Source organism: Mesorhizobium sp. M1342 (assembly GCF_040317955.1).
Classification (GTDB): domain Bacteria; phylum Pseudomonadota; class Alphaproteobacteria; order Rhizobiales; family Rhizobiaceae; genus Mesorhizobium.
Map to the genome: position 1 here is coordinate 63,099 of NZ_JAMYLI010000025.1, position 22,326 is coordinate 85,424.

Genomic DNA, 22,326 nt, shown 5'->3' on the forward strand with positions numbered 1-22,326 from the left:
TCTGGCAGAATGTGCAATCTGGGCCGAAAAACCTATATTTCCCATTCGGGAATGTGAACCATGAACTCGAAAGTGCAAAGCCTGAAAGCCTTTCTCACCAGCGCCGGCCAGGTTGCCCTGGTCGAAGTGACCGGAACAAAAGGCTCGACGCCACGCGAGAAGGGCGCCTTCATGCTCGTCTCGCAGGCGGCGATCTTTGGCACCATCGGCGGCGGTCAACTCGAATACATGGCGATCGACAAAGCCCGGCAGATGCTTTTCTCCCCCTCAAGGGGGGAGAGAACCCGCGCCGATCCGATCTTACCCGGCGGCTTCGCCGCCACCCTCCCCTCAAGGGGCAGGGAAAGCCGCGCGACCCTCGATGTGCCGCTAGGCCCGGAAATCGGCCAATGCTGCGGCGGGCGCGTCGAAGTGCTGATCCGGCTCGTCGATGCAGCCCTTGCCGCCGATCTGGTTGCGGCTGCGGAAGCCGAGGAGGCGCACCTGCCGCGTGTCTACATCTTCGGCGGCGGCCATGTCGGCCAGGCGCTGGCGTCGACGATCGCACTTCTTCCCGTGCACGGCATCGTCATCGAGACGCGGGCCGAAGCACTGGAAGGCATGCCGGAATCCGTCGAGACCAGGCTGACAGCTATGCCGGAAGCGATGGTGCGAAACGCTCCCGCTGGCGCCGCCTTCGCCATCCTGACCCACGATCATGCGCTGGATTTCCTGATCGTCGCCGAGGCGCTGAAACGCGGCGATGCCGCCTATGTCGGCATGATCGGGTCCAAGACCAAGAAAGCGACGTTCAAGAACTGGTTCCTGAAATCGGCGGACGGCAGCGAGGCGGAATTTGCCCGCCTCGTCTCGCCGATCGGCGGCGCTGCCGTCAAGGACAAGCGCCCGCAAGTCATTGCAGCGCTCGCGGCCGCCGAAATCATGACGGCGCTGGTCATGCACGCCACAGCATCAAATGCCGACCATCAGGTCCCGCACGACAAGGTGATGGTCGGCTAAGCTTGCGCCTCAACGCATCTCATGCCGGCCGCTTCAAGCCCAGATGCTCGCGCAAGGTGCGGCCTTCATAGTCCCTGCGGAACAGGCCGCGCCGCTGCAGTTCCGGCACGACCAGCGTCGCAAAGGCATCAAGTTCGCCGGGGAAATATGACGGCATGACGTTAAAACCGTCGGCCGCGCCACCCTCGAACCGAGCCTGCAGTTCGTCGGCGACTTGGGCCGCAGTGCCGACGATGCGCCAATGGCCACGCGCGCCGGCGAAATGCCGGGCAAGCTGGCGGATGGAGAGGCCGTCGCGGCGCGATTGCTCGATGACCAGCGCCTGCCGGCTTTTCATCCCCTCGCTCTCCGGCAGATCCGGCAGCGGCCCGTCGATCGGGTAGCGCCACAGATCGGAGATGCTGAGATAGCTGGACAGAAGCGCAACGCCGACGTCGTCGGGTATCAGGTCCTGCAATTCCTCGTATTTCTCGCGGGCCTCAGCCTCGGTTTCCGCCACCACTGGCGCGACGCCCGGCATGATCTTGATGTCGTCCGGCTCACGCCCATAAGCGGCCATACGCCCCTTGAGATCGTCGTAGAAGGCCTTCCCTTCCTCGAAGGTCTGCGCCGCCGTGAACACCACATCGGCGGTGCGGGCGGCAAGGTCGCGGCCGACATCCGAGGCGCCGGCCTGGACCATCACCGGCGCGCCCTGCGGCGAACGCGGCAGATCGAGCGGGTCGCGAACCGAAAAGCTCTGGCCGTCGTGGCCGGAGGCGCCGAGCTTGCCGTTCCAGAGCCCGGTGACGACTTCGGCGAATTCACGCGCGCGCTCATAGCGATCGGCATGGGGCTTGAGGCCGGTCGAGCCGAAATTGGCGGCCTCGATGGGGCTGGCCGAGGTGACCAGGTTCCAGCCGGCGCGACCGCCGCTCAGATGGTCGAGCGACAGGAAGGTTCGTGCCAGCCCATAGGGCTCGTTGTAGCTTGTCGAAGCGGTGGAGACGAGACCGATGCGGCTGGTCTGGACGGCAAGCGCCGACAGCAGGCTGATCGGTTCGAAACCGATCGAACGCGAGGTCTGGCTGGCGATGCCGACATTGGCCTCACGCAGGCCGGCGGCGTCCTCGCAGAACACCATGTCGAACTTAGCCGCTTCCGCCGCGCGGGCCAGCTGGATGTAATGGTCGATGTCGATGCCGGCCCTCACATGCGCTTGTGGGTGGCGCCAAGCGGCAATGTGGTGGCCTGTCGCCCAAAGGAAGGCGCCGAGCTTCATCTGGCGGGTCATTGATCACCTCCGCCGGTGAGTCCGAGATGCGAGCGCAACGTTGCGCCGCGATAGCTCTCTCGAAACAGGCCGCGCCGCCTCATCTCCGGCAAAACCAGATCGACGAGATCCTCGAGCGCGGAGAGTTGTGCCGGCATCTGGATGTTGAACCCGTCGCAGCTTTTCGCTCGGAAACCTTTTTCCATGCTGTCGGCAATGGTCGGCTTGGCGGTACCATCGGCGACGAGCGAGATATTCGTCAGAAGCCTCACAGCATTAGGCTCGCGTCCGCAGGTGGCAACGCGGCGCTTCAGCTCCTCATAACGCGCTTTCGCGCCATCGATCGGTCCGTCGTCCAGCAGGATGACATCGGCGGTGCGGGCGGCAATATCCAGGTCTGATACCGACAGGCCCGACAAGACGAGCACCGGTGTGTCCTGCGGCGACCGCGCGATGTTCAGCGGTCCGCGCACGGAGAAGAACTCGCCCTTGTGGTCGAGCAGGTGCATCTTTCCGGGGTCGTGGAAGCGGCCGCCGCTCTGGTCGAACAGCAGCGCGTCCGCATCCCAGCCCTGCCACAGACCTTGCACGATGCCGATATATTCCTCACTGCGACGGCGGAAATCGTCAGGCGAAAATCCTTCGGGCCGGCTGAAATTGGCTGTTTCCCGTGGCGCCTGCGCCATGGTCGCGTTCCAGCCACTGCGGCCATGGCTGATGATGTCGAGCGAAGCGAAACGGCGCGCCAGATTGTAGGGTTGGTGGGCAATTGTCGAGGCAGCGGCAACCAGGCCAATCCTGCTTGTGACAGTTGCCAATGCGGCCAGCAAAGTGGTCGCTTCGAAGGGCATCGGACTGTTCGCGGCACCGCCGCCGGAAGCCGGCGCTGAATCGGCAAGCAGCACCATGTCCAGGCCCGCCGCTTCGGCCTTTTGCACTAAACCGGCCAGGCGGCTGAATTCCCGCCCCGGTGATGGATCGATGGTTCCCGGAAACAGCGAAACGGCAAGATGCATTGTGGCGCCGTTGTCCATCGATGGTCCCTGCGAGACGAAATACCACCCGAACTATGTTCGCCACATCCAGGGATGGCAACCGCTGGCGCTGGGCCAAGCGCCGGTCACGTGCCGGCCAGCATTATTTCCCAGCTAGCAGATCGTTGATCAGTCGCTGGCAGCGCTCGGCCATGAAGTCGAGCAGCAGCCGTACTTTTGGATCCTGCAGCTTCTTGTGCGGATAGACGGCGGCGAACTGCACCGGTGTCGGTGGCGTGCTGCTCAGGATCACCTTCAGCCGCCGGTCGCGGATGAATGGCTCGACCTCGAAGCGCGGCTTGTTGATGATGCCGCGCCCCGAAAGCGCCCAGCCGGTCAGCACGTCGCCATCGTCGGTGTCGTAGGGCCCGTGCACTTCGAATTTCTGCGGGCCTGTGGGGGTCTGCAGCGTCCACACATATTCGCGCGCGCCGGAATAACGCAGCATCAGGCAGTCGTGCTTCTTGCCGATCAGCTCCTGCGGCTCCAACGGTTCGCCGCGGGCCTCGAGATATTTCGGCGCCGCCACCAGCACGCGCTCGCATTCCATGATGCCGCGCATCCTGAGGCTGGAATCTTCGATGATGCCGAGCCGGAAGGCGACATCGATGCCTTCCTTCATGATGTCGACATTGTGGTCCGAAAGCCTCAGCCTCACCTCGATGTCTGGGTATTTGTCGTGAAAATCGGGAATGCCCGAGGCGACCAGCCGGCGGCCGAGGCCCAAGGGTGCCGTAACGCGGATGGTGCCGCGCGGCTGGCCGGAAAGCGCCGAGACCGCGGCTTCCGCCTCGGTGATCGCCTCCAAGACCTGCTTGGCGCCCCCGTAAAAAACCGTGCCATGCTCGGTCGGCATCAATTGCCGCGTCGTGCGGTTGAACAGACGCACGCCCAGGTGCTTCTCCAACTCCTTGATGCGGTTGGAGGCGACCGCGGGCGAAATCCGCATGTCGCGACCGGCCGCCGACAGATTGCCGAGTTCGACCACGCGAACGAAGACGGCAATGTTGTCCAGATAGGCCATGCGGTTTCGTGGCTTTCCTGAGGCCGCCTTCGGGCGGCTCCCATCCTGCTGCGTGTGACTACCCTAGTATTTTCCATTTTTTTTTGAAAGTCATCGTGCGCCTCGCCTCTTTCCGTTTGCGCTCCAACCCGTAAAGTCGCCCAATCGGCAGGGACGATTTCAATGATGGATTTCGCGATTTTCTGGGACTGGCTAAGTTTTGCCGTGCGCTGGCTGCACGTCATCACCGGCATCGCCTGGATCGGCTCGTCCTTCTACTTCGTCGCGCTCGACCTCGGCCTGCGCCAGCGTCCCGGCATGCCCGTCGGCGCCTTCGGCGAGGAATGGCAGGTGCATGGCGGCGGCTTTTACCACATCCAGAAATATCTGGTGGCGCCGGCCGAAATGCCCGAGCATCTGACCTGGTTCAAATGGGAATCCTACGCCACCTGGCTGTCCGGCTTCGCCATGCTGTGCGTCGTCTATTATGCCGGGGCCGATCTGTTCCTGATCGATCCCAACGTGCTCCCAATGTCCGTCCCGGTCGGCATCCTGCTGTCGTTGGCAACGATCGGCGTCGGCTGGGTGGTCTATGATCTGCTGTGCCGCTCGCCGCTCGGCAAAAGCGACACCGGCCTGATGCTGGTGCTCTACTGTGTGCTGGTGTTCATCGCCTGGGGGCTGACGCATCTCTTCACCGGCCGCGCCGCCTTCCTGCATCTGGGCGCCATCACCGCCACGATCATGTCGGCCAACGTCTTCATGGTTATCATCCCCAACCAGAAGATCGTTGTCGCCGACCTCATCGCTGGCCGCAAGCCCGATCCGAAATACGGCAAGATCGCCAAGCAGCGCTCGCTGCACAACAACTATTTGACGCTGCCGGTGCTGTTTCTGATGCTGTCGAACCATTATCCCCTGGCGTTCGGCACTGAGTTCAACTGGGTCATCGCCTCGCTGGTGTTCATCATCGGCGTGCTGATCCGGCACTATTTCAACTCGATCCATGCCCGCAAAGGCAATCCGACCTGGACCTGGATGGCGGCACTCGTCCTGTTCATCGTCATCATCTGGCTGTCGACTGCGCCGAAAGTGCTGACCGGCGAACCCAAGGAATCCGCGTCGGCGCAAATCTATGTCGCTTCAGCGCATTTCCCGGCCGTGCGCGACACCGTGCTCGGCCGCTGCTCGATGTGCCATGCGGCGGAGCCGGTCTATGAGGGCATCTATCATGCACCGAAGGGCGTGATGCTCGACACCGATGCGGATATCGCCAACCACGCCCGCGAGATCTATCTGCAGGCCGGTCGCAGCCACGCCATGCCGCCCGCCAACGTCTCACAGATCACCGACAAGGAACGGGCGCTGCTGGTGGCCTGGTTCGAAGGCGCAGGGAAATAGCATGACCTCGACACTTCTGCGCGGCCGCACGCTGTCCTTCGTGCGCTGGCCGCAAACCATCGACGACCATTCCGCCTGGCGCTACGAAGAGGATGGCGGCCTGCTGATCCGCGACGGCAGGATCGTCGCCGCCGGCGCCTATGCCGAGGTTGAAAAGCAGGCCGGCGAAACGGTGAAGAGAATCGACCATCGGCCGCATCTGCTGCTGCCCGGCTTTATAGATGCCCATGTGCATTTTCCGCAGATGCAGGTCATCGCCTCCTATGGCGCAGAACTGCTCGACTGGTTGAAAACCTACACTTTTCCGGAGGAAACGAAGTTCGCCAACGCCCAGCACGGCCGCCGCATCGCGCGGCTGTTCCTCGACGAAATGGTGCGCCACGGTACAACAACGGTCGCCGCCTACTGCTCGGTGCACAAGGCTTCAGCCGAAGCCTTTTTCGCCGAGTCGCATGACCGCAACATGCTCAACATTGCCGGCAAGGTGATGATGGATCGCAATGCTCCCGACGGCGTGCTCGACACACCGCAATCCGGTTACGACGACACGAAGGCGCTGATCAAGGAATGGCATGGCAAGGGACGGCAGCACTACGCCATCACGCCGCGCTTCGCCATCACCTCGTCGCCGGAGCAGATGGAGATGGCGGGCGCGCTGTGTCTGGAATATCCCGACCTGCACATGCAGACGCATCTGTCGGAAAACCACGCCGAAATCGCTTTCACGCAGGAACTCTACCCGTGGTCGCGCGACTATACCGACGTTTACGAGCACTACGGGCTGTTGGGCAAAAAGAGCCTGTTTGGACATTGCATCCATCTGTCGGAGCGCGAAGCGGATGCGCTTTCGGACTCGGGCTCGGTAGCGGTGTTCTGCCCGACCTCCAACCTGTTCCTCGGTTCCGGCCTGTTCGACTACCAGCGCTTCCGGCGCCGCGGCAAGCCGGTCCGGATCGCCGCTGCCACCGATGTCGGCGGCGGCACCAACTACTCCATGCTGCGTACCATGGACGAGGGCTACAAGGTGATCGCGCTGAACGGAGAGAAGCTCAACCCGCTCCAGTCCTTCTGGCAGATGACGCGCGGCAATGCCGAGGCGCTGTCGGTGGCTGACAAGATCGGCACGCTGGATGAAGGCAGCGATGCCGACATCGTCGTGCTGGACGCCAGGGCAACGCCGGCGATGCGGCTCAGGATGGAAACGGTCGAGACGCTGGCGCAGGAACTGTTCCTGCTGCAGACGCTGGGTGACGACCGCACTGTCCGCGAGGTTTATGTGGCGGGGCGGCCAGCCAAGGCGGATATGATCGCGGGGTAAGAACCCTCACCCGGATTGCCAACCGAATTGCAAGGGCAATTCGGGGCAATCCGACCTCTCCCCGAGGGGAGAGGAGATCGCCAGTGCCGACGCTTCACCTTCTCCCCACCGGGGAGAAGGTGGCCGCGAAGCGGCCGGATGAGGGGGCCGCTCCACGGAAGCTTGACCGAGCGGAGCTTGTCGTACACACGACGTGTGACGATTTCGGAGAAAGAAAATGGCCGTTGCTGACGACATCGCTCTGATCAAGAGACAGGAAGAGACCCTTGTCTTCGCCACCTTCGACGAGGCCGTCGCTTTCAAAATCGGCTCCGCCATTCGCGATCGTGCAATTGCCGAGAAACTGCCCATCATTGTCGACGTCAGGCTGTGGGATCGGCCGCTGTTCTACGCCGCGATGCCGGGTTCGAACGCCTCGAACCCCGACTGGGCGCGACGCAAGACCAATGTGGTCAAGCGGTTCCTGAGAAGCACCTACCACATGGTGCTGGAACAGCAGCGCCCGGACCGCAGCTTCAAGATCGGCGAAGGGCTGGATATTGCCGACTACGTGCTGGCCGGCGGTGGCTTTCCGGTGACCGTCACGGGCGCCGGCGTCATTGGTGTGATCGCCGTCTCCGGACTGCCGGAGCGGGAGGATCATGGCCTCGTCGTCGATGCGCTGTGCGATCATTTGGGCGTCGACAAGCGCGGCTTGGCATTGCCTCGGGACGCCGAATGACCGTGCTCGATCCCAAGGCCTTCCTGACCTCCATCTTCAACGCCGCCGTTGCCGCCGCCGATCCGGAACGAACCATCCGGGATCATCTGCCGGCCAAGCCAAAGGGCCGTACCATCGTCATCGGCGCGGGCAAAGGCTCGGCGCAGATGGCGGCAGCGTTCGAGAAAGTGTGGGCCGGCCCGATCGAAGGGCTGGTCGTCACCCGCTATGGCTATGGCGCGACCTGCGAGCGCATCGAGATCATCGAGGCGGCTCATCCGGTGCCGGACGCTGCCGGTCTGGAAGCCTCGCGGCGCCTGCTCGCCAAGGTCCAGGGTCTGACTGAGGATGACCTAGTGGTGGCGCTGATTTCCGGCGGCGGATCGGCGCTGTTGCCGTCGCCCGCTGGCGGCTTGACGTTGGCCGACGAGATCGCCGTCAATGAGGCGCTGCTCGCCTCGGGTGCGCCGATCGCGGCGATGAACACCATCCGCAAGCACCTTTCCACCATCAAGGGCGGCAGGCTGGCAGCGGCCGCATGGCCGGCCAGGGTGGTGTCGCTGATCGTCTCCGATATTCCCGGCGACAATCCGGCAATGGTCGCCTCCGGCCCAACCGTACCGGATACAGGCAGCCGCGCAGACGCGCTGGCCTCGATATCGGCCTATGGCATGAAACTGCCGGCCTCGGTGATGGCGCATATCAATTCGCCGGCCGCCGATGCGCCAAGCCCGGATGACGAGCGCTTTTCGCGCAACGAGGTGCATTTGATCGCTTCGGCCGGGGTGTCGCTCGAAGCGGCTGTTGCGGAAGCGAAACGGCAAGGCGTTGAAGCCATCATCCTCTCCGATGCGATCGAGGGCGAAGCGCGCGAAGTCGGCGGCGTCCATGCCGCGATCGCGCGCGAAGTGGCGACGCGCAACCGGCCATTTCAAAAGCCGGTGCTGATCCTGTCGGGCGGCGAGACAACCGTGACGCTGCGCGCAAAAGGCAAGGGCGGCCGCAATTCGGAATTCCTGCTGGCCTTCGCCATCGGCATCAATGGCGTCGACGGCATTCACGCGCTGGCCGCCGACACCGACGGCATCGACGGTTCGGAAGACAATGCCGGCGCCTTCGCCGATGGCTCGACCGTATCGCGCATGCGCGCAGCCGGGGTGGACGCCAAGGCTATGCTTGCCGGCAACAATGCCTGGACGGCCTTCAACGCGGTTGGCGATCTTTTCGTACCCGGCCCGACCGGTACGAATGTCAACGATCTCAGGGCAATTCTGATCAGGTAGCTGAAGCAATTCCAGGAAGTGTGAAGCGGTTTTCCGTCTGGAATCGCGCAAAAACAAAACTGATCAGGCGGCCATCAGCCGCTTCACCAGCTTCATATCCTGCAGGAACCGTTCGCGTTCGGCTTCCTTGTCCGCCCGATCGTGGATGCGCAGGATGAAGGAGGGATGGATGGTGATGAACACGCGCAATCCGTCCTCGCGCTCGATCACTTGTCCGCGCATCTTTGTCACCGGGATCGCCTTGCCGAGCAGCGACATCGCCGCTGTCGCGCCGAGTGCCACGGCGAGGTTAGGCTTGATCAGCTCGAATTCTTGGTCGATCCACCAGCGGCAGGCCTGAATCTCACCGGAATTCGGCTTGGAGTGGATGCGGCGCTTGCCGCGCGGCTCGAACTTGAAGTGCTTGACTGCGTTGGTGACATAGACCTTTTGCCGATCGACACCGGCATCGTCCAGGATCGCATCGAACACCTTGCCGGCCGGACCAACGAAAGGTTTGCCGGCGAGATCCTCCTGATCCCCCGGCTGTTCGCCGACGAAGATCACTTTGGCATTGTCGGGGCCCTCACCGAAGACGGTCTGCGTCGCGTCGCGCCAAAGCGGGCAGCGACGGCAGCCTTTCGCTACCTCACGCAACTCGGAAATCGTGCTTGCGGCATCGTCCTCCGCCGTCTCGGCAGGCTGTTGCTTCGGCCAATGCCGTGCCTGCACCTTTGCGTGGTGCGGCGCGGGTGTTGTCGGCATCTTCGCAATCATGTCCTTGGCGGCCTTGTCCGCTCCTGCGATCATGTCTGGAATGAGCGAGGCCTCGGGAAGGTTCCGCCAATATTTCTTTGGCATCTCCCTTTGCATCGCCTTCACCTTCAGCCGCGCCGGGTTGAAGATGTTCTCGAAATAAGTCCGCCAGAGCGCCTCGGTGTCGTCTTGATCAGGCGCATCGCCCTTGGCAGCACCCGGCCCCATCGCCAGCCTTTCGCCATCCCAATCGGCGGAGGCATAGGGCGTCAGGATCGTCCAGCGCATGCCGGTGAAACGCCTGACGAAGAAATCGGCGTTGCGCTCGACGATGAAATGATCCGGCTCGAACCAGGCGACATAGCGCTCATCGGCACCGTCGCCGATTTTTCGGAAGCGCACGAAGGCGTGCATCTTGTGGCTGTCGCGCCGCACCGCCTTTTCCATGGTCTCAAGCCGCCTGGTGTCGGGATCCGACGCGATTTCCAGCAGTTTAGGCTCGTCGCGCAATCGCCAAAGCACTCTGTAGATAAAGGCAAACCGGCCGGAATCGGAATGGCAGAACGCCGTTTCGGCATGCCCGATGAAGTCGCGCGGCACGACGAGCTGCGCGCCCGCAGGCACTTCAGGCAATTCTGCCTGATCAGAGCCCGGCGCGACATGCCAGCCGACGTCCTCGGGCCTGACCTCATTCAGGGCGAGCCGCCGTGCCGCGTCACGCCAGCCGGCAAAATCCGTCTCGCTGTCGAGCCGAACTCTGTATCTGGCGAGATCGAGTTGCGCCGGCCGCATGATCAAAACAACGATAATTGTTCGCAGGAGTAGGCGATCCTGTCGCGCAGGCCGGCCTTGTCGGTCAGCGCACCAGGTGACCAGCCTTCGGCGATGATGAAGGGCCTGAGCTTGGCGACCGACTGGCAGATCCGTCCGACGTCCTCGAGCCGCATGCGCCGGTGCCGGCGCGTCTCCAAAATCTTCGCCACCACCTTGGTGCCGAGACCCGGCACCCGCAGCAGCGCTTCGCGGTCGGCGCGGTTGATGTCGACCGGAAACTGTCCCCGGTTGCGCAGCGCCCAGGCGAGCTTCGGGTCTATGGCGAGATCGAGCATGCCGTCGCTGCTCCCGGCAAGGATTTCCGGCTGTGAAAACCCATAGAACCGCATCAGCCAGTCGGCCTGATAGAGCCGGTGCTCGCGCATCAGCGGTGGTTTCAGCAAGGGCAGCGACGATGACGAATCCGGAATGGGGCTGAAAGCCGAGTAATAGACGCGCCGCAGATGATAGCTGCCATAGAGCCGCGCGCTGGTGTGAAGGATGCCGTCGTCGGATGTCTTGTCGGCGCCGATGATCATCTGCGTCGACTGACCGCCCGGCACAAAGCGTTCGCGCTTCTTGGTCTTCAAAGTCGGCTCAGCCTTCTCCTCCATCTTCTGGCGCAGCCTGGCCATGGAAAGCCGGATTGTCTCCGGCTTCTTCTCGGGCGCCAGCCGCTTCACGCCCTCATCGGTCGGCAGTTCAACGTTGATCGACAGCCGGTCGGCATAAAGCCCTGCCTTCTCGACCAGTTCCGCCGAACTTTCCGGGATCGTCTTCAGATGGATGTAGCCGGAGAACTTCTCCTCCAAGCGCAGCCGGCGTGCCACCTCGACCATCTCGCCCATGGTCTCGTCCGGTGAGCGGACGACGCCGGAGGACAGGAACAGGCCTTCGATATAGTTGCGCCTGTAGAAATCCATGGTCAGTTTCACCACCTCTTCGATGGTGAAACGGGCGCGCCGCACATTGGACGACGAGCGGTTGATGCAATAGCTGCAATCGTAGATGCAGAAATTGGTCAGCAGGATCTTGAGAAGGGAAATGCAGCGGCCATCCGGCGCGTAGGAATGACAGATGCCCATGCCTTCGGTGGAGCCGATGCCGCCGGATTTCAAGGAATCCTTTTTTGCAGCACCGGAAGAGGCGCAGGAGGCATCGTATTTGGCGGCGTCGGAGAGGATCGCCAGCTTTTCACGGACGGTAAGTGCGCTCATATGTTCATGATATGTTCTGAACAGGAGATCCGCTACCTCATTTGATGGAGGCGGCGAAAAAGTGATCGCCGCCCATCATGAATCCATCAAACCTCGTGCAGATAGAGGTGGTAATCCAGTTCGCTGACCGTGCGTGCCACCCGCAGATACTCGGACTGTTTGATCGCCACGAACGTCCGGTGCAGGTCCTCGCCGAGCGCGTTCTTCAGGAAGCTGGACGTCCGCGCCGCTTCGATCGCGGCGCGCCAGTCGACAGGCATGGTCGTGCGCGTGACCGCTGCCTCATAGCCGTTGCCGGTCGTTTCGGGGCCCGGATCGAGGCCTTCATCCATGCCCTTGATGATGCCGGCGAGCACGGTCGCGGCGATCAGATAAGGGTTGGCGTCGACGCCGGACGGGCGGTGCTCGATGCGCCGGTTCTTCGCGTCGCCTGCCGGCACGCGTAGCGCCACCGAGCGGTTGTTGACGCCCCAGGTCGGCGCCACCGGCGCATAGGATTGCGAGACGAAACGCCGCCAGGAATTGGCGTGCGGCGCAAACACCAGCATCGATTCCGCCATCGTCTGGATGAGGCCACCAAGCCCCTGCAGCAGCGGCAGCGACCAGCTCTCGCCGCCGGCTTCGGCAAAGACGTTTCGGCCGGCCTTGTCCTGCAGCGAGACGTGGAAATGCATGCCCGAGCCGGCATATTTCTCGATCGGCTTGGCCATGAAACAGGCGGTGACGCCATGGCGGCGCGCCTGCGCCCGCACCAGCCGCTTCAGCATGACCAGATCGTCGGCCGCCCGCATCACATCCTTGCGGTAGTTCAGCGTCAGTTCGTACTGGCCGGGCGCATATTCGGAAATCACCGTCTCGGCCGGAATGCCTTGCGCCTTGGCCGCGGCATAGATGTCGGAGAACAGCGGCTCCATGCCGTGCAGATGATCGACCGAATAGACTTCAGTCTTGCCCGAGACGCGGCCGTCGAGCACGGCGCGCGCGGGCTGCACCTTGCCGTCGGCGTCGCGTTCGTTGGCCAGCAGGAAGAATTCAAGTTCGAAGGCGCCGGCCGGATAGAGACCCTTGGCCGCCAGGATCTCCACCTGCCGAGCCAGCGCCAGCCGCGGATCCGACGACATCGGCCGGCCGTCGAGCATGTACATCGCCATCAGCAACTGGCCGCGCGGCGGGCTCGTGCCATAGAGCGGCACCAGCGTGCCGGGGATCGGCCAGGCCCTGAGGTCGCCGTCGCCGGTGGTCCAGATCAGCCCGGTCTCGTGTACATCCTCGCCTGTGATATCGAGGCCGAGGATCGAGATCGGCATGTGGCGGCCGCCCTCGAAGATGCTTTTCAGCTCATGCCGGCGCACGATCTTGCCACGGCCGACGCCATTGGCATCGGTCAGGACGATATCGAAGGCCTCGATCTCGGGATGGGCGTCGAGAAAGGCTTGCGCCTCGGCAGGTGTCGAGCCCGAAGGTGAGGTTATCATGGCATTGGGGTGGTCCATCGCCGCTTGTCTCATGCCGCAAGCTTCGCCGCAACCGCGCCGAAGGCGGTGATCAGCCGGTTGACCTGGGCAGCCGAGGTCGCCGGCGAGATCAGCATCATGTTGTGGAAGGGTGCGATCAGCACGCCGCGATTGACCAGCGCGACATGGATGGCGGCCTCCAGTTCCGGTGCATGCGCCATTTCCGCCTCGGCGCCATTGCGCAGCGGACCGGGCGCACAGATGAACTCGACGCGGGCGCCGACGCGGGAAACATGCCAGGGCAGACGATAGCGATCGATCACGCCGATCAGCCCGGCATCGAGCCGCCGCGCCAGATGATCCATCCGGTCGTAATTCCCCTCGGTCATCACCTCTTCGAGCGTGGCGCGCATCGCCGCGAACTGCAGCGGGTTGGCCGACAGCGTCGTGCCCATGCCGGAATAGCCCGGCTCCTTGGTCCTGTTGTAATCCGCGTAGCGTGAGGCAACGTCGTCGCTCATGCCCCAGACACTGGCCGGCACACCTCCGGCAATCGGCTTGCCCAGCACGAAGAGGTCCGGGTCGAGGCCATACTTCCTCGTATAGCCGCCGGGGCCGGTCGAGATCGTGTGCGTCTCGTCGATCAGAAGCAGCGTGCCGGCTTGGCGTGTCAGTTTGCGCAGGGCGTCATGGTAACCCGGATCGGCCAGCACCATACAGGAGTTGGTCAGCACCGGTTCGGCAATGACGCAGGCCACATCCTTATCCCTGAGCGCGGCTTCGAGTGCTGAAACATCGTTGAACTCGATGACCTTGGCCGTGCGGGTCAGGTCGCGGAACTCGCCCGCCAATCCCGGCCGGTTGACGGGCTTGCCGTCGATCAGCCGCACCATCGTCTCGTCGACCGAGCCATGATAGCAGCCGTTGAAGACCAGGATTTTTTCGCGGCCGGTGACGGCACGGGCAACACGCAGCGCAAAGCGGTTGGCGTCGGTCGCCGTCGTCGCGATCTGCCAGAACGGCAGGCCGAAGCGCTGCTGCAGCAGCGGCCCTATGGCCAGCGCATCTTCCGAAGGCAGCATATAGGTCAGGCCGCGTCCGGCCTGGCGGCGGATGGCGCGTGCCACCGGTGGCGGCGAATGGCCGAACATCGAGCCGGTGTCTCCAAGGCAGAAATCGTCGAGCTTGTTTCCGTCGATGTCGGTGATCGTCGCGCCCCTGGCGTTGTCGACCAGGATCGGGAACGGCGTCGGCCAATCGTTCATCCAGTGCATCGGGACGCCGCCGAAGAAGCCGGGCAGGCCGTTGCCGATCTTGGCTTGCGATTTTGGCCGCGCCTTGCGGAAGGCTGCCCCCTCGGTTTCGCGCAAATCGGCAATGCGGTCGCGGCCGATGCCGCCGATGGACGTCTTGGACATATCGCTGTGCATGAAAACCCCTCTGGTCGATCCCTCTTAGCCAATCCGTGTCCGCATCCGCAATTGGCCGCGCATCTGTCCTGCGTTGGCTCAGCCTTTGGCAGCGGCGCTTGACCGTGCTGCCGAAGTCAGCGCCAATATGAGCGGGATTTGAGGTGGAGGGGCAAAATGAGAACGATCATGTGTGTGGCAATGCTTCTGTCGTCGGCTGGCGCTGCCTTTGCGTCGGGCGGCATCTGGTGCTCCACCGAGGACACGGCGGCGACATTCGAGGTCGAGGCAGGCGTCACCAGAGGCATGGGCGGGCCGACCTTCAACTTTCGCGGCAACCTCGAAATTCTGAGCCGGCCTGCCGGCGACAGCCTGCGCAAGACCGTGTTCGAGGATTCCAACCTGACGCAGTACTGGCTCGACGGCAAGGAATTGCGGCTGAACATCTATCGTGAGCACGAGGCCGCGCAAAAGATCAACTCGATCGAACTGACGATCCTGACCAAGACCAGCGACGAAGGCGTCTATGACGGGAGCTATACGCTCTCCATCTACGACGCCGCGGCGGATACGGACCAGGACGGCAAACCGGTTGAAATCAGCGGCAAAGTGTCGTGTGGAGCGGAGTGAGCGGGGTCAGGCCGTGATGTCGATGACGCCGCAATCGCCGGCGGCACTGCCGAAGGCGACACGGCGTTCTTCCTTGTCCCACATCATCGAGGTGATGGAGCCCTTGCCCGGCCGTCGCAACAGCACTTCCTTGGCGTCGGCAAAACGCACCGCCATCACCATGCCGTCATCATAGCCTATGGCGACGACATCCTGGCTCGGATGGCAGGCGACAGCCGTCACCATGGCGTTGCCTCGCGTGCCGAGTTCCAGCGGCGCCTTGCCCATCGGCCCATCCTTGCCCGAAAACGGCCAGACGATCGCCGCCGGCGCGCCGGAACTCGCCAGCCACTTGCCCTTCACGCTCCACGACAGGCTTTTCACCTTGCCGGGATAGCCGGTCATGCGCATGTGCTTGCCGTCGGCGAGCTTCCAGCCGTGCAGCGCGTTTTCCTGCATGGTGGTGACGAGGAAGGCGCCATCCGGCGAGAAGGTGACGCCGGTGTGGGCACCGGCCCATTCGAGTTCCACCGGCTTGCCCTCGGCGGCGGGGAAATGCAGCGTCGCGCCATTGTAGCGGGCAACGCCGAAGCGCATGCCCTTGGGCGAGAAGGCCAGGCCCTCGACCGAACGCGGATGGGTGAATTCCCTGGTCTTGCCGTCGGCGAAGCGCACGAAGGCGGTCTTGCCTGAGGCATAGGCGATGGCGCCTTGCGGCCCGGCGGCAACGCTGGTGATCCACTTCCTGGCGGCGCTTGCCAATTCCGTGGCCTCGCCGCCCGCTTTCACGGCAAACACCTTGCCGTCCTCGCCGCCGGTGATCAGCCGGTCGTTGGCCGCATCATGGAAGGCGGCCAGCAGCCCGTCATTGGCCTGAACTGTCTTGTGGCCATGGTCGAGCCGATGGACGACGCCGTCGGCCATCGCGAAATGCGGCACGTCACCGAGAAAGACGGCGGCGATGCAATGGCCTTCGAGATCAAGCGGGGCGACTGTGGGCATGACTATTCTTATTCACCTGGACGAGATTGTAGAGACAGCCCGGGCGGCTTACTCGACGTTTGCGGTTCCGGCAACCATGAGGTTAGGCAAGTCGCGAGAGGCGGTTGTCAAAGCAGCCCTCTCTCCCGCAGATCGGTTGCGAACGTCGCCAGGGGCATCACCAGGGTCAAATCCGATCCTTGGAGGGGCTCGGCGCCATAACTGGCATACCACCTTGCCGCCCGCTCGCTCTTGGCATCGATGATGAGTAGGATGCCGCCGCCCTCGCCGGCAAGCCGTAGGCAGCGCAACGCCGCGGCAGCAAGCAACTGACCGCCGAGCCCTTGCCCTGCGACGGTGCGGTCGGTCGCGAGCCGTGCAAGCTTGAAACCGGAAACCTCGTGTCGCGCCAAGCCTCTCGTCATGGCTTCGGGCACGGTTTCATGGGCGACTGCAGACGGTGCGATCGTATAGAACCCAAGGATACGCTCCGAAGCCGCGTCATCAATCGCACAGAAGGTCTTGGCTGCATTCTGATCGTGGCTCTGTCGCGCGAACCGCCGCAGAAAATCGTTCATTTGCGCGTCGCCGCAATCGAAGGAAGCCCGATCGTGACGTCTCGCAATCGGTTCTTCATGCCAGGACGGAAGCGTCACAGAGTGTCCGGCAAGGCGGCGATCGCGGCCTTGAGCTTGGCGTTGGGTCTTGGCGGGTGTTCCAGTAGATCGAGGATGCGTGAGAAATCGCGACCCGACACCTTCGTCACCTCCGCTGCCTCTATTACGGCCTGCGCCTCGGGCACGACCTTGTCGAGGATAAAGTCGGCCATGTCCTTGTGCGACAGCGCTGCGGCGCGGGAGATCATCGCCTTCTGCTCAGGCGGAATGCGGATTTGGTAGCGCTCGGTCTTGTTGTCGGCTGATCTAGGCATAGGTCACTCCTCGCCGCTAATATCATGTACACATGATATGTGTACATGAAGAGATATTCAACCCGCAACGAGCAGCGCTACGAAGGACCTAGGCCTGGCAGGCGTCAAAGCTCTTCTTCAGCCGCTCGGCGTCGAGTTCACGGCCGATGAACACTAGCCGGCTCTCATGTTTCTCGCCGTCCTTCCAGGCGCGCTGGTGGTCGCCCTCGATGATCATGTGGACACCCTGGATGACATAGCGCTCGTCGTCGCCCTTGAGCGCGATGATGCCTTTCAGCCGCAGGATGTTGGGACCTTCCATCTGGGTGATCTTCTCGATCCACGGGAAGAATTTCTTCGGGTCCATCTCGCCACCGCGCAGCGACACCGACTGCACTGTCACGTCATGGATGTCGGACGCATGAGCGTGATGGTGGTGCCCGTCATGATCGTGGTGGTGGTGATCGTGACCGTCATGATCGTGGTCATGATGATCGTGATCGTCATGCGCCTCGAGGAAATGCGGGTCGTTTTCCAGTGCCCTCGACAGGTCGAAGGCCCCGCGGTCGAGCACCTCGGTCAGCGCGACGCCGGCTCGCGTCGTGCGATGGATCTTCGCCGCCGGATTGATGGCGCGGATCGTCGCCTCGACCTTGGCGAGTTCTTCTGATGTGACGAGGTCGGTCTTGTTGAGCACGACGACGTCGGCGAAGGCGATCTGGTCCTCGGCTTCCCTGGAATCCTTGAGCCGTAACGGCAGATGCTTGGCGTCGACCAGCGCCACCACCGCGTCAAGCCTGGTCTTGGAGCGCACGTCGTCGTCCATGAAGAAGGTCTGCGCCACCGGCACCGGATCGGCGAGCCCGGTGGTCTCGACCACGATGGCGTCGAAGCGGCCTGGCCGGCGCATCAGGCCCTCGACGACACGGATCAGGTCGCCGCGCACCGTGCAGCAAATGCAGCCATTGTTCATCTCGTAGATTTCCTCGTCGGATTCCACGATCAGATCATTGTCGATGCCGATTTCGCCGAATTCGTTGACGATAACGGCGTAGCGCTTGCCGTGGTTTTCCGACAGGATGCGGTTGAGCAGCGTCGTCTTGCCGGCGCCGAGATAGCCGGTGAGAACGGTTACGGGGATCTGCGTCTGTGCGTCGCTCATGGCTTGCCTCGAAAGTGCTGGGCCTCGAAAATTCGGCCTGAGAAAAAGGGAATGTCGGCTCCATATAGGGTGTGTGCCGGGCTTTTGCACGGGGCAAACCGATGGGCCAAACCGGCTTGCCGACATTGCTGAATTTTCGTTGGCGAGAGCCGATGTGACCGCCTAGATCAGGATACGAGAGGCCAATTCGAGAGGCAAGATATGTCCGGCAAGCCATCCTCCTTCTCAATGAGCCGGCGCCAGGCGCTCGGTTTGATCGCGGTCACCGCCGGCGGTGGTGCCTTCCTGCCCGCCGCCGCGATAGCAGACCAGACTTTACCCTATGCCGGACTGGCCTTGTCCGAAAACGGCGCCGGTGTCTGCACCATTACGCCTGAAGTGACCGAGGGGCCGTTCTATTTCGACCCGAAACTCGAACGTGCGGACGTCACCGAAGGCAAGAAAGGTATTGCCCTTGACGTCCGGCTGCAGGTCGTCGACGCGGCCTGCCGCGTGCTTGTCGGCGCCCGCGTCGACATCTGGCATTGCGACGCGCAAGGCGCCCATTCCGGCTATCCCAGACAGGGTGACGGCCGCGACGGCGACACGTCGGGCCAGACCTTCCTGCGTGGTTGGAAGAAGACCGATGCAAGCGGCATCGTTTCCTTCGCCACCATCTATCCCGGCTGGTATCGCGGCCGCACCACCCATATCCATTTCAAGATCTTCCCTAACGACAGTTCGGTGATGACCGGACAGTTGTTCTTCCCCGACAGCCTCAGCGAGCAGATATTCACCACAGTCGCGCCCTACAATGACCGGCCCGGCAAGCGCGACACCTCGAATGCCGCGGACGGCATCGCCAGGCGGGCCGGACCGCAATCGCAGGCTGCGCTGCGCGAACTGGAGGATGCCTATCAGGCGCTGATGATCGTGGCGGTGAAGCCCGGCTGAGCGGCGGTCACTCCACCACCCTGCTCGCGACGAAAACTCCGGCTGGGAATTCGTTTGTCATCTAACTGAAATAAACATCTGGCATTAGCCACGGCGGACACCACAATGCTTGCCGGCAAAGCTGTTTGAAGCACCGGAATCTTTTTGATCGTCGATTGCCAACCGGCCGGCTGCCTCTATGCTGCCCGCACCGGTACGGCCGAAGAGGGAAGACCATGGCCAAGGCGGACAAGACTGCGACAATGAGCCGGCTGCATTCGGCGGCAAGGCTGGCAAGAACGGCGCTGGCGGCGCGGCTTCTGGCGCACGGCTTCTATGCCGGCCAGGACCAGATCATGCTGTCGCTCGACCGTGAGGACGGCCAGACGCCTGGCAATCTGGCCGGACGCCTCGGCGTGCGCCCGCCGACCATCACCAAGACTATCAACCGGCTGCAGGCGCAGGGTTTTCTGGAGAAGCGCGCTTCGTCGGCCGATGCCCGTCAGGCGCATATCTTCCTCACCGACACCGGTCGCGACATCATCCACGCCATCGAGAAATCGGTGAAGAAGACCGAAAAGCAGGCGCTGAAGGGCCTCGACAAGAAGGACCAGAAGTCGCTGTTCAAACTGCTTGCCCGCATCGAGGCCAACCTCTCGAACGAGGAACTGGTGCTCATCGACGACGACGCCGAGTCGGACGACTGACCGGCAGATTGTCGCGGCAGGCGATCAAGCCGCCGCGGCAGAGCCCTGGATCAGCGACGACCAGCGTCCCGGTGTCATGCCGAATGCCTTCTTGAATTGCCTGATAAAATGGCTCTGGTCGCTGAAGCCGGCTTCGACTGCGATCTGTGCCAACGGTTCGCCGGCGGCGATCATCCGCCGCGCGCGCTGAAGCCGGCGCATCACCAGGAAGCGATGCGGACTGGTCGAGAAAGCGGCGCGGAAGTGCCGCGACAAGGCATAGCGGTCGAGCCCGGTTACCGCTTCCAGTTCACCGGAGCGCACCGGCCGGGTCAGGTTTTCCGTAAGATAGTCGCGTGCTAGCGCAGCCGCCCGCCACGCCGTCCTGGTCATCGGCTTCGCCGACTGGCCGCCATGCCGGATCAGGCTTTGCATCAGTTGCGTCAGGAAGTCGTCGACGAACAACTCGTCGAGTTCCTGCTCCAGCGGACCCAGCGCCGAAAGCAGCGTTGCGCAAAAGGCGGCGTCCGTCACCACGCCATCCCTGACAAAAGGCAGCGAAGCGCCGCCAAGGCAGCCGAGCATCAGCGACGGCTCCAGATAGAGCATTCGGTAGCGCAGGCCGTCCTCGGTGCCGGCGCCGCCGTCATGCAACTCGTCGGGATGCAGAACGATGATCTGTCCCGGAAGGCTGTGGCGCGCAGCGCCGAGATAGCGAAACGTCTGCACACCGTGCAGCGTCACCCCGATCGCATAGGTGTCGTGGCGATGCAGGTCGAACGCGCTGCCATGGAAGCGCGCCTCGATCCGCTCCATGCCTGCGGGATCGGGGGCGGAGATGATACGGTTTTCCGCCGCATCGACGCACAAACGTCCAAGACCCTTGAAAGCCTGGCTGTCTAGATCGTGCGACATCGTCTCCTTCAGCCTCGCATTGGGGCACAACCGAATGGCCAATGTCTCATGTTCGATACGAAATTTGCAATCGTGCTCGGGGAAGATCTGCCGGTCTGGCAGAAACTCAACGTCACCGCTTTCCTGACCAGCGGCATCGTCGCGCAGTTTCCCGATATCATCGGTGAACCCTATCGCGACCGCGCCGGCAATCTCTACAACCCGCTGTCGATCCAGCCGGTCATCGTTTTGTCCGCCGACCAGGCAACGTTGGGCGCCATCCACCGGCGCACACTAGAGCGCGGCGTGACCACCTCGCTCTATGTCGAGGAGATGTTTTCGACCGGCTTTGACGCGGCCAACCGTGCCGTCTTCGCCGAATTCGCGCCTGAAGACGCCAAGGTGGTCGGGATCGCGCTTCGCGCCGACAAGAAGCTGGTCGATAAAATCACCAAGGGCGCCTGCATGCACGCCTAGCCAAGGCACTACGCCTGCCGGCGGCTCTTGTTGTGCCAGCAGGCTTTCACCTCGGGGCTGGCGACAATTGGCTTGCCGGGACCCGGCAATTCCCGCAAAGGTGGGCTCCAGCCTAGCTTCCCACCCGGCCTGCAAGTGAGTGCTCCCCAAAGACATGTAGAAAGCGCGACGCCCCCGGTGGCGATCCTGTGCATGCTTTCCACCTATGTCTTCTTCACCTTCCTCGACACATCAAGCAAATACCTCGTCCTTGCCGGCGTTTCCGTGCTGGTCGTTGCCTGGGTGCGCTTTGCCGTGCATGTCGTGCTGGTCGGCGCGCTGTTGCGCGGCTGGCGCCAACCGGTGCGGTTTCGTCCGGTCAACCTGCCGGCGCATATCTTGCGTGGCGCGTTCCTGTTCGGATCGACCATATTCAATGTCCTGGCGCTCAAATCCCTGCAACTGGCCGAGACAACCTCGATCTATTTCTTCGGGCCGATGGTGATCACGGCACTGGCCGGTCCGCTGCTTGGCGAGTGGGCCGGCTGGCGGCGCTGGCTGGCCATCCTGGCGGCCTTTGCCGGCGTCCTCATCATCACCCGGCCGGGCGTCGGCGTTTTCGGCATCGGACATCTCTTCGCGCTCGGCTCGATGCTGTCGAACTGCTTCTACGTCATCATGACGCGCCGCATGTCGGCGACCGAGACATCGGAGAGCCTCATCCTGTTTTCGGCGCTGGCGCCGGCGCTGCTGCTGTTGCCCCTGCTGCCGTTTTCGTTTTCCCTGCCGCATAATGGCTGGCACTGGTTCGTGCTGCTGATGCTCGGCGTGTTCGGCGGCGTCGGTCACTGGCTGCTGGTCCAGGCCTACCGGCTGGCGACAACCACGGCTTTGGCGCCCTATCCCTATTCGCAGATGGTGTGGATGATCATTTCCGGCTGGATCGTCTTCAAGCAGTTTCCCGACCGCTGGACATTGGTCGGCGCCGCCATCATCGTCGCCAGCGGTCTCTACATCGTCCATCGCGAGCATAGGCTTCGGCTGCGGAGCCGCGCGGCCTCGGATGTCGAGGCCGAAGCGTTGGCAAAAAAACTTTGA

22 protein-coding genes are annotated in these 22,326 nt (G+C 63.0%); 10 read left to right on the forward strand and 12 right to left on the reverse strand.

What is annotated here, in order from left to right; genetic code table 11:
- Positions 1–60 precede the first annotated feature (60 nt).
- Positions 61–999, forward strand: a complete 939-nt coding sequence (xdhC, locus tag NKH06_RS23990) for a xanthine dehydrogenase accessory protein XdhC (RefSeq protein WP_023813627.1) — start codon at positions 61–63, stop codon at positions 997–999.
- A 19-nt stretch (positions 1,000–1,018) separates the two neighbouring features.
- Here the strand turns inward: xdhC and NKH06_RS23995 are convergent, their stop codons facing one another.
- The 3 genes from NKH06_RS23995 to NKH06_RS24005 form a co-directional block, all read right to left on the reverse strand.
- Positions 1,019–2,272, reverse strand: coding sequence for an LLM class flavin-dependent oxidoreductase (locus tag NKH06_RS23995; RefSeq protein ID WP_023813626.1), 1,254 nt, complete (start codon positions 2,270–2,272; stop codon positions 1,019–1,021).
- Positions 2,269–3,285 (reverse strand): LLM class flavin-dependent oxidoreductase, encoded by a 1,017-nt coding sequence (locus tag NKH06_RS24000; protein ID WP_352442652.1) that lies wholly within the window; start codon positions 3,283–3,285, stop codon positions 2,269–2,271. Before NKH06_RS24000 ends, NKH06_RS23995 begins: the two co-directional genes overlap by 4 nt.
- A gap of 103 nt (positions 3,286–3,388) precedes the next feature.
- On the reverse strand, positions 3,389–4,309 hold the full coding sequence (locus tag NKH06_RS24005) for a LysR family transcriptional regulator (RefSeq protein ID WP_128302775.1): 921 nt from the start codon (positions 4,307–4,309) through the stop codon (positions 3,389–3,391).
- Between the two features lie 162 nt (positions 4,310–4,471).
- Here NKH06_RS24005 and NKH06_RS24010 point away from each other — a divergent pair, with 162 nt between their 5' ends.
- The 4 genes from NKH06_RS24010 (at position 4,472) to NKH06_RS24025 (ending at position 8,990) form a co-directional block, all read left to right on the forward strand.
- Positions 4,472–5,689 carry a urate hydroxylase PuuD gene (locus tag NKH06_RS24010; RefSeq protein WP_352442653.1) on the forward strand — a complete coding sequence of 406 codons (1,218 nt, stop codon included), beginning with the start codon at positions 4,472–4,474 and terminating at the stop codon, positions 5,687–5,689.
- A 1-nt stretch (position 5,690) separates the two neighbouring features.
- The gene (gene guaD / locus NKH06_RS24015; protein ID WP_128302777.1) at positions 5,691–7,007 is read left to right on the forward strand and encodes a guanine deaminase; all 1,317 of its coding nucleotides are present in this window, start codon (positions 5,691–5,693) and stop codon (positions 7,005–7,007) included.
- Positions 7,008–7,224: 217 nt separating this feature from the next.
- Complete coding sequence (locus tag NKH06_RS24020; protein ID WP_128302778.1) at positions 7,225–7,728, forward strand: heme-degrading domain-containing protein; 504 nt, start codon at positions 7,225–7,227, stop codon at positions 7,726–7,728.
- On the forward strand, positions 7,725–8,990 hold the full coding sequence (locus tag NKH06_RS24025; protein ID WP_352442654.1) for a glycerate kinase type-2 family protein: 1,266 nt from the start codon (positions 7,725–7,727) through the stop codon (positions 8,988–8,990). Before NKH06_RS24020 ends, NKH06_RS24025 begins: the two co-directional genes overlap by 4 nt.
- A gap of 63 nt (positions 8,991–9,053) precedes the next feature.
- On the opposite strand, the gene NKH06_RS24030 is transcribed toward NKH06_RS24025, so the two are convergent.
- The 4 genes from NKH06_RS24030 to NKH06_RS24045 form a co-directional block, all read right to left on the reverse strand.
- On the reverse strand, positions 9,054–10,517 hold the full coding sequence (locus NKH06_RS24030; RefSeq protein WP_352442655.1) for a UdgX family uracil-DNA binding protein: 1,464 nt from the start codon (positions 10,515–10,517) through the stop codon (positions 9,054–9,056).
- A 2-nt stretch (positions 10,518–10,519) separates the two neighbouring features.
- A complete protein-coding gene (locus NKH06_RS24035; RefSeq protein WP_023813618.1) occupies positions 10,520–11,755 on the reverse strand; it encodes a putative DNA modification/repair radical SAM protein in 1,236 nt (411 codons plus the stop codon).
- 86 nt (positions 11,756–11,841) lie between these two features.
- Positions 11,842–13,263 carry a glutamine synthetase family protein gene (locus tag NKH06_RS24040; protein WP_502895369.1) on the reverse strand — a complete coding sequence of 474 codons (1,422 nt, stop codon included), beginning with the start codon at positions 13,261–13,263 and terminating at the stop codon, positions 11,842–11,844.
- Positions 13,260–14,639 (reverse strand): aspartate aminotransferase family protein, encoded by a 1,380-nt coding sequence (locus tag NKH06_RS24045; RefSeq protein ID WP_352442657.1) that lies wholly within the window; start codon positions 14,637–14,639, stop codon positions 13,260–13,262. Before NKH06_RS24045 ends, NKH06_RS24040 begins: the two co-directional genes overlap by 4 nt.
- 156 nt (positions 14,640–14,795) lie before the next feature.
- On the opposite strand from NKH06_RS24045, the gene NKH06_RS24050 reads away from it, so the two are divergent.
- Positions 14,796–15,248, forward strand: coding sequence for a hypothetical protein (locus tag NKH06_RS24050; protein ID WP_023813615.1), 453 nt, complete (start codon positions 14,796–14,798; stop codon positions 15,246–15,248).
- Positions 15,249–15,254: 6 nt separating this feature from the next.
- Here the strand turns inward: NKH06_RS24050 and NKH06_RS24055 are convergent, their stop codons facing one another.
- The 4 genes from NKH06_RS24055 to NKH06_RS24070 form a co-directional block, all read right to left on the reverse strand.
- Positions 15,255–16,229, reverse strand: a complete 975-nt coding sequence (locus NKH06_RS24055) for a WD40 repeat domain-containing protein (RefSeq protein ID WP_023813614.1) — start codon at positions 16,227–16,229, stop codon at positions 15,255–15,257.
- 107 nt (positions 16,230–16,336) lie between these two features.
- A complete protein-coding gene (locus NKH06_RS24060; RefSeq protein ID WP_352442658.1) occupies positions 16,337–16,864 on the reverse strand; it encodes a GNAT family N-acetyltransferase in 528 nt (175 codons plus the stop codon).
- Positions 16,861–17,139 carry a type II toxin-antitoxin system TacA family antitoxin gene (locus tag NKH06_RS24065; RefSeq protein WP_023813613.1) on the reverse strand — a complete coding sequence of 93 codons (279 nt, stop codon included), beginning with the start codon at positions 17,137–17,139 and terminating at the stop codon, positions 16,861–16,863. The genes NKH06_RS24060 and NKH06_RS24065 overlap by 4 nt, the downstream gene beginning before the upstream one ends.
- Positions 17,140–17,227: 88 nt before the next feature.
- Positions 17,228–18,280 (reverse strand): CobW family GTP-binding protein, encoded by a 1,053-nt coding sequence (locus NKH06_RS24070; protein WP_023813612.1) that lies wholly within the window; start codon positions 18,278–18,280, stop codon positions 17,228–17,230.
- A gap of 201 nt (positions 18,281–18,481) precedes the next feature.
- Between NKH06_RS24070 and NKH06_RS24075 the strand changes: the two genes are divergently transcribed.
- Both NKH06_RS24075 and NKH06_RS24080 read left to right on the forward strand, forming a co-directional pair.
- On the forward strand, positions 18,482–19,213 hold the full coding sequence (locus NKH06_RS24075) for an intradiol ring-cleavage dioxygenase (protein WP_352893917.1): 732 nt from the start codon (positions 18,482–18,484) through the stop codon (positions 19,211–19,213).
- Positions 19,214–19,428: 215 nt separating this feature from the next.
- On the forward strand, positions 19,429–19,899 hold the full coding sequence (locus tag NKH06_RS24080) for a MarR family winged helix-turn-helix transcriptional regulator (RefSeq protein WP_127289750.1): 471 nt from the start codon (positions 19,429–19,431) through the stop codon (positions 19,897–19,899).
- A gap of 24 nt (positions 19,900–19,923) precedes the next feature.
- Here the strand turns inward: NKH06_RS24080 and NKH06_RS24085 are convergent, their stop codons facing one another.
- Positions 19,924–20,793: an AraC family transcriptional regulator gene (locus NKH06_RS24085; RefSeq protein ID WP_352893919.1), complete on the reverse strand. Its 870-nt coding sequence runs from the start codon at positions 20,791–20,793 to the stop codon at positions 19,924–19,926.
- 48 nt (positions 20,794–20,841) lie between these two features.
- Here NKH06_RS24085 and NKH06_RS24090 point away from each other — a divergent pair, with 48 nt between their 5' ends.
- Positions 20,842–21,249: a DUF2000 family protein gene (locus tag NKH06_RS24090; protein ID WP_352894277.1), complete on the forward strand. Its 408-nt coding sequence runs from the start codon at positions 20,842–20,844 to the stop codon at positions 21,247–21,249.
- Positions 21,250–21,441: 192 nt separating this feature from the next.
- Positions 21,442–22,326 carry a DMT family transporter gene (locus tag NKH06_RS24095; RefSeq protein ID WP_352894280.1) on the forward strand — a complete coding sequence of 295 codons (885 nt, stop codon included), beginning with the start codon at positions 21,442–21,444 and terminating at the stop codon, positions 22,324–22,326.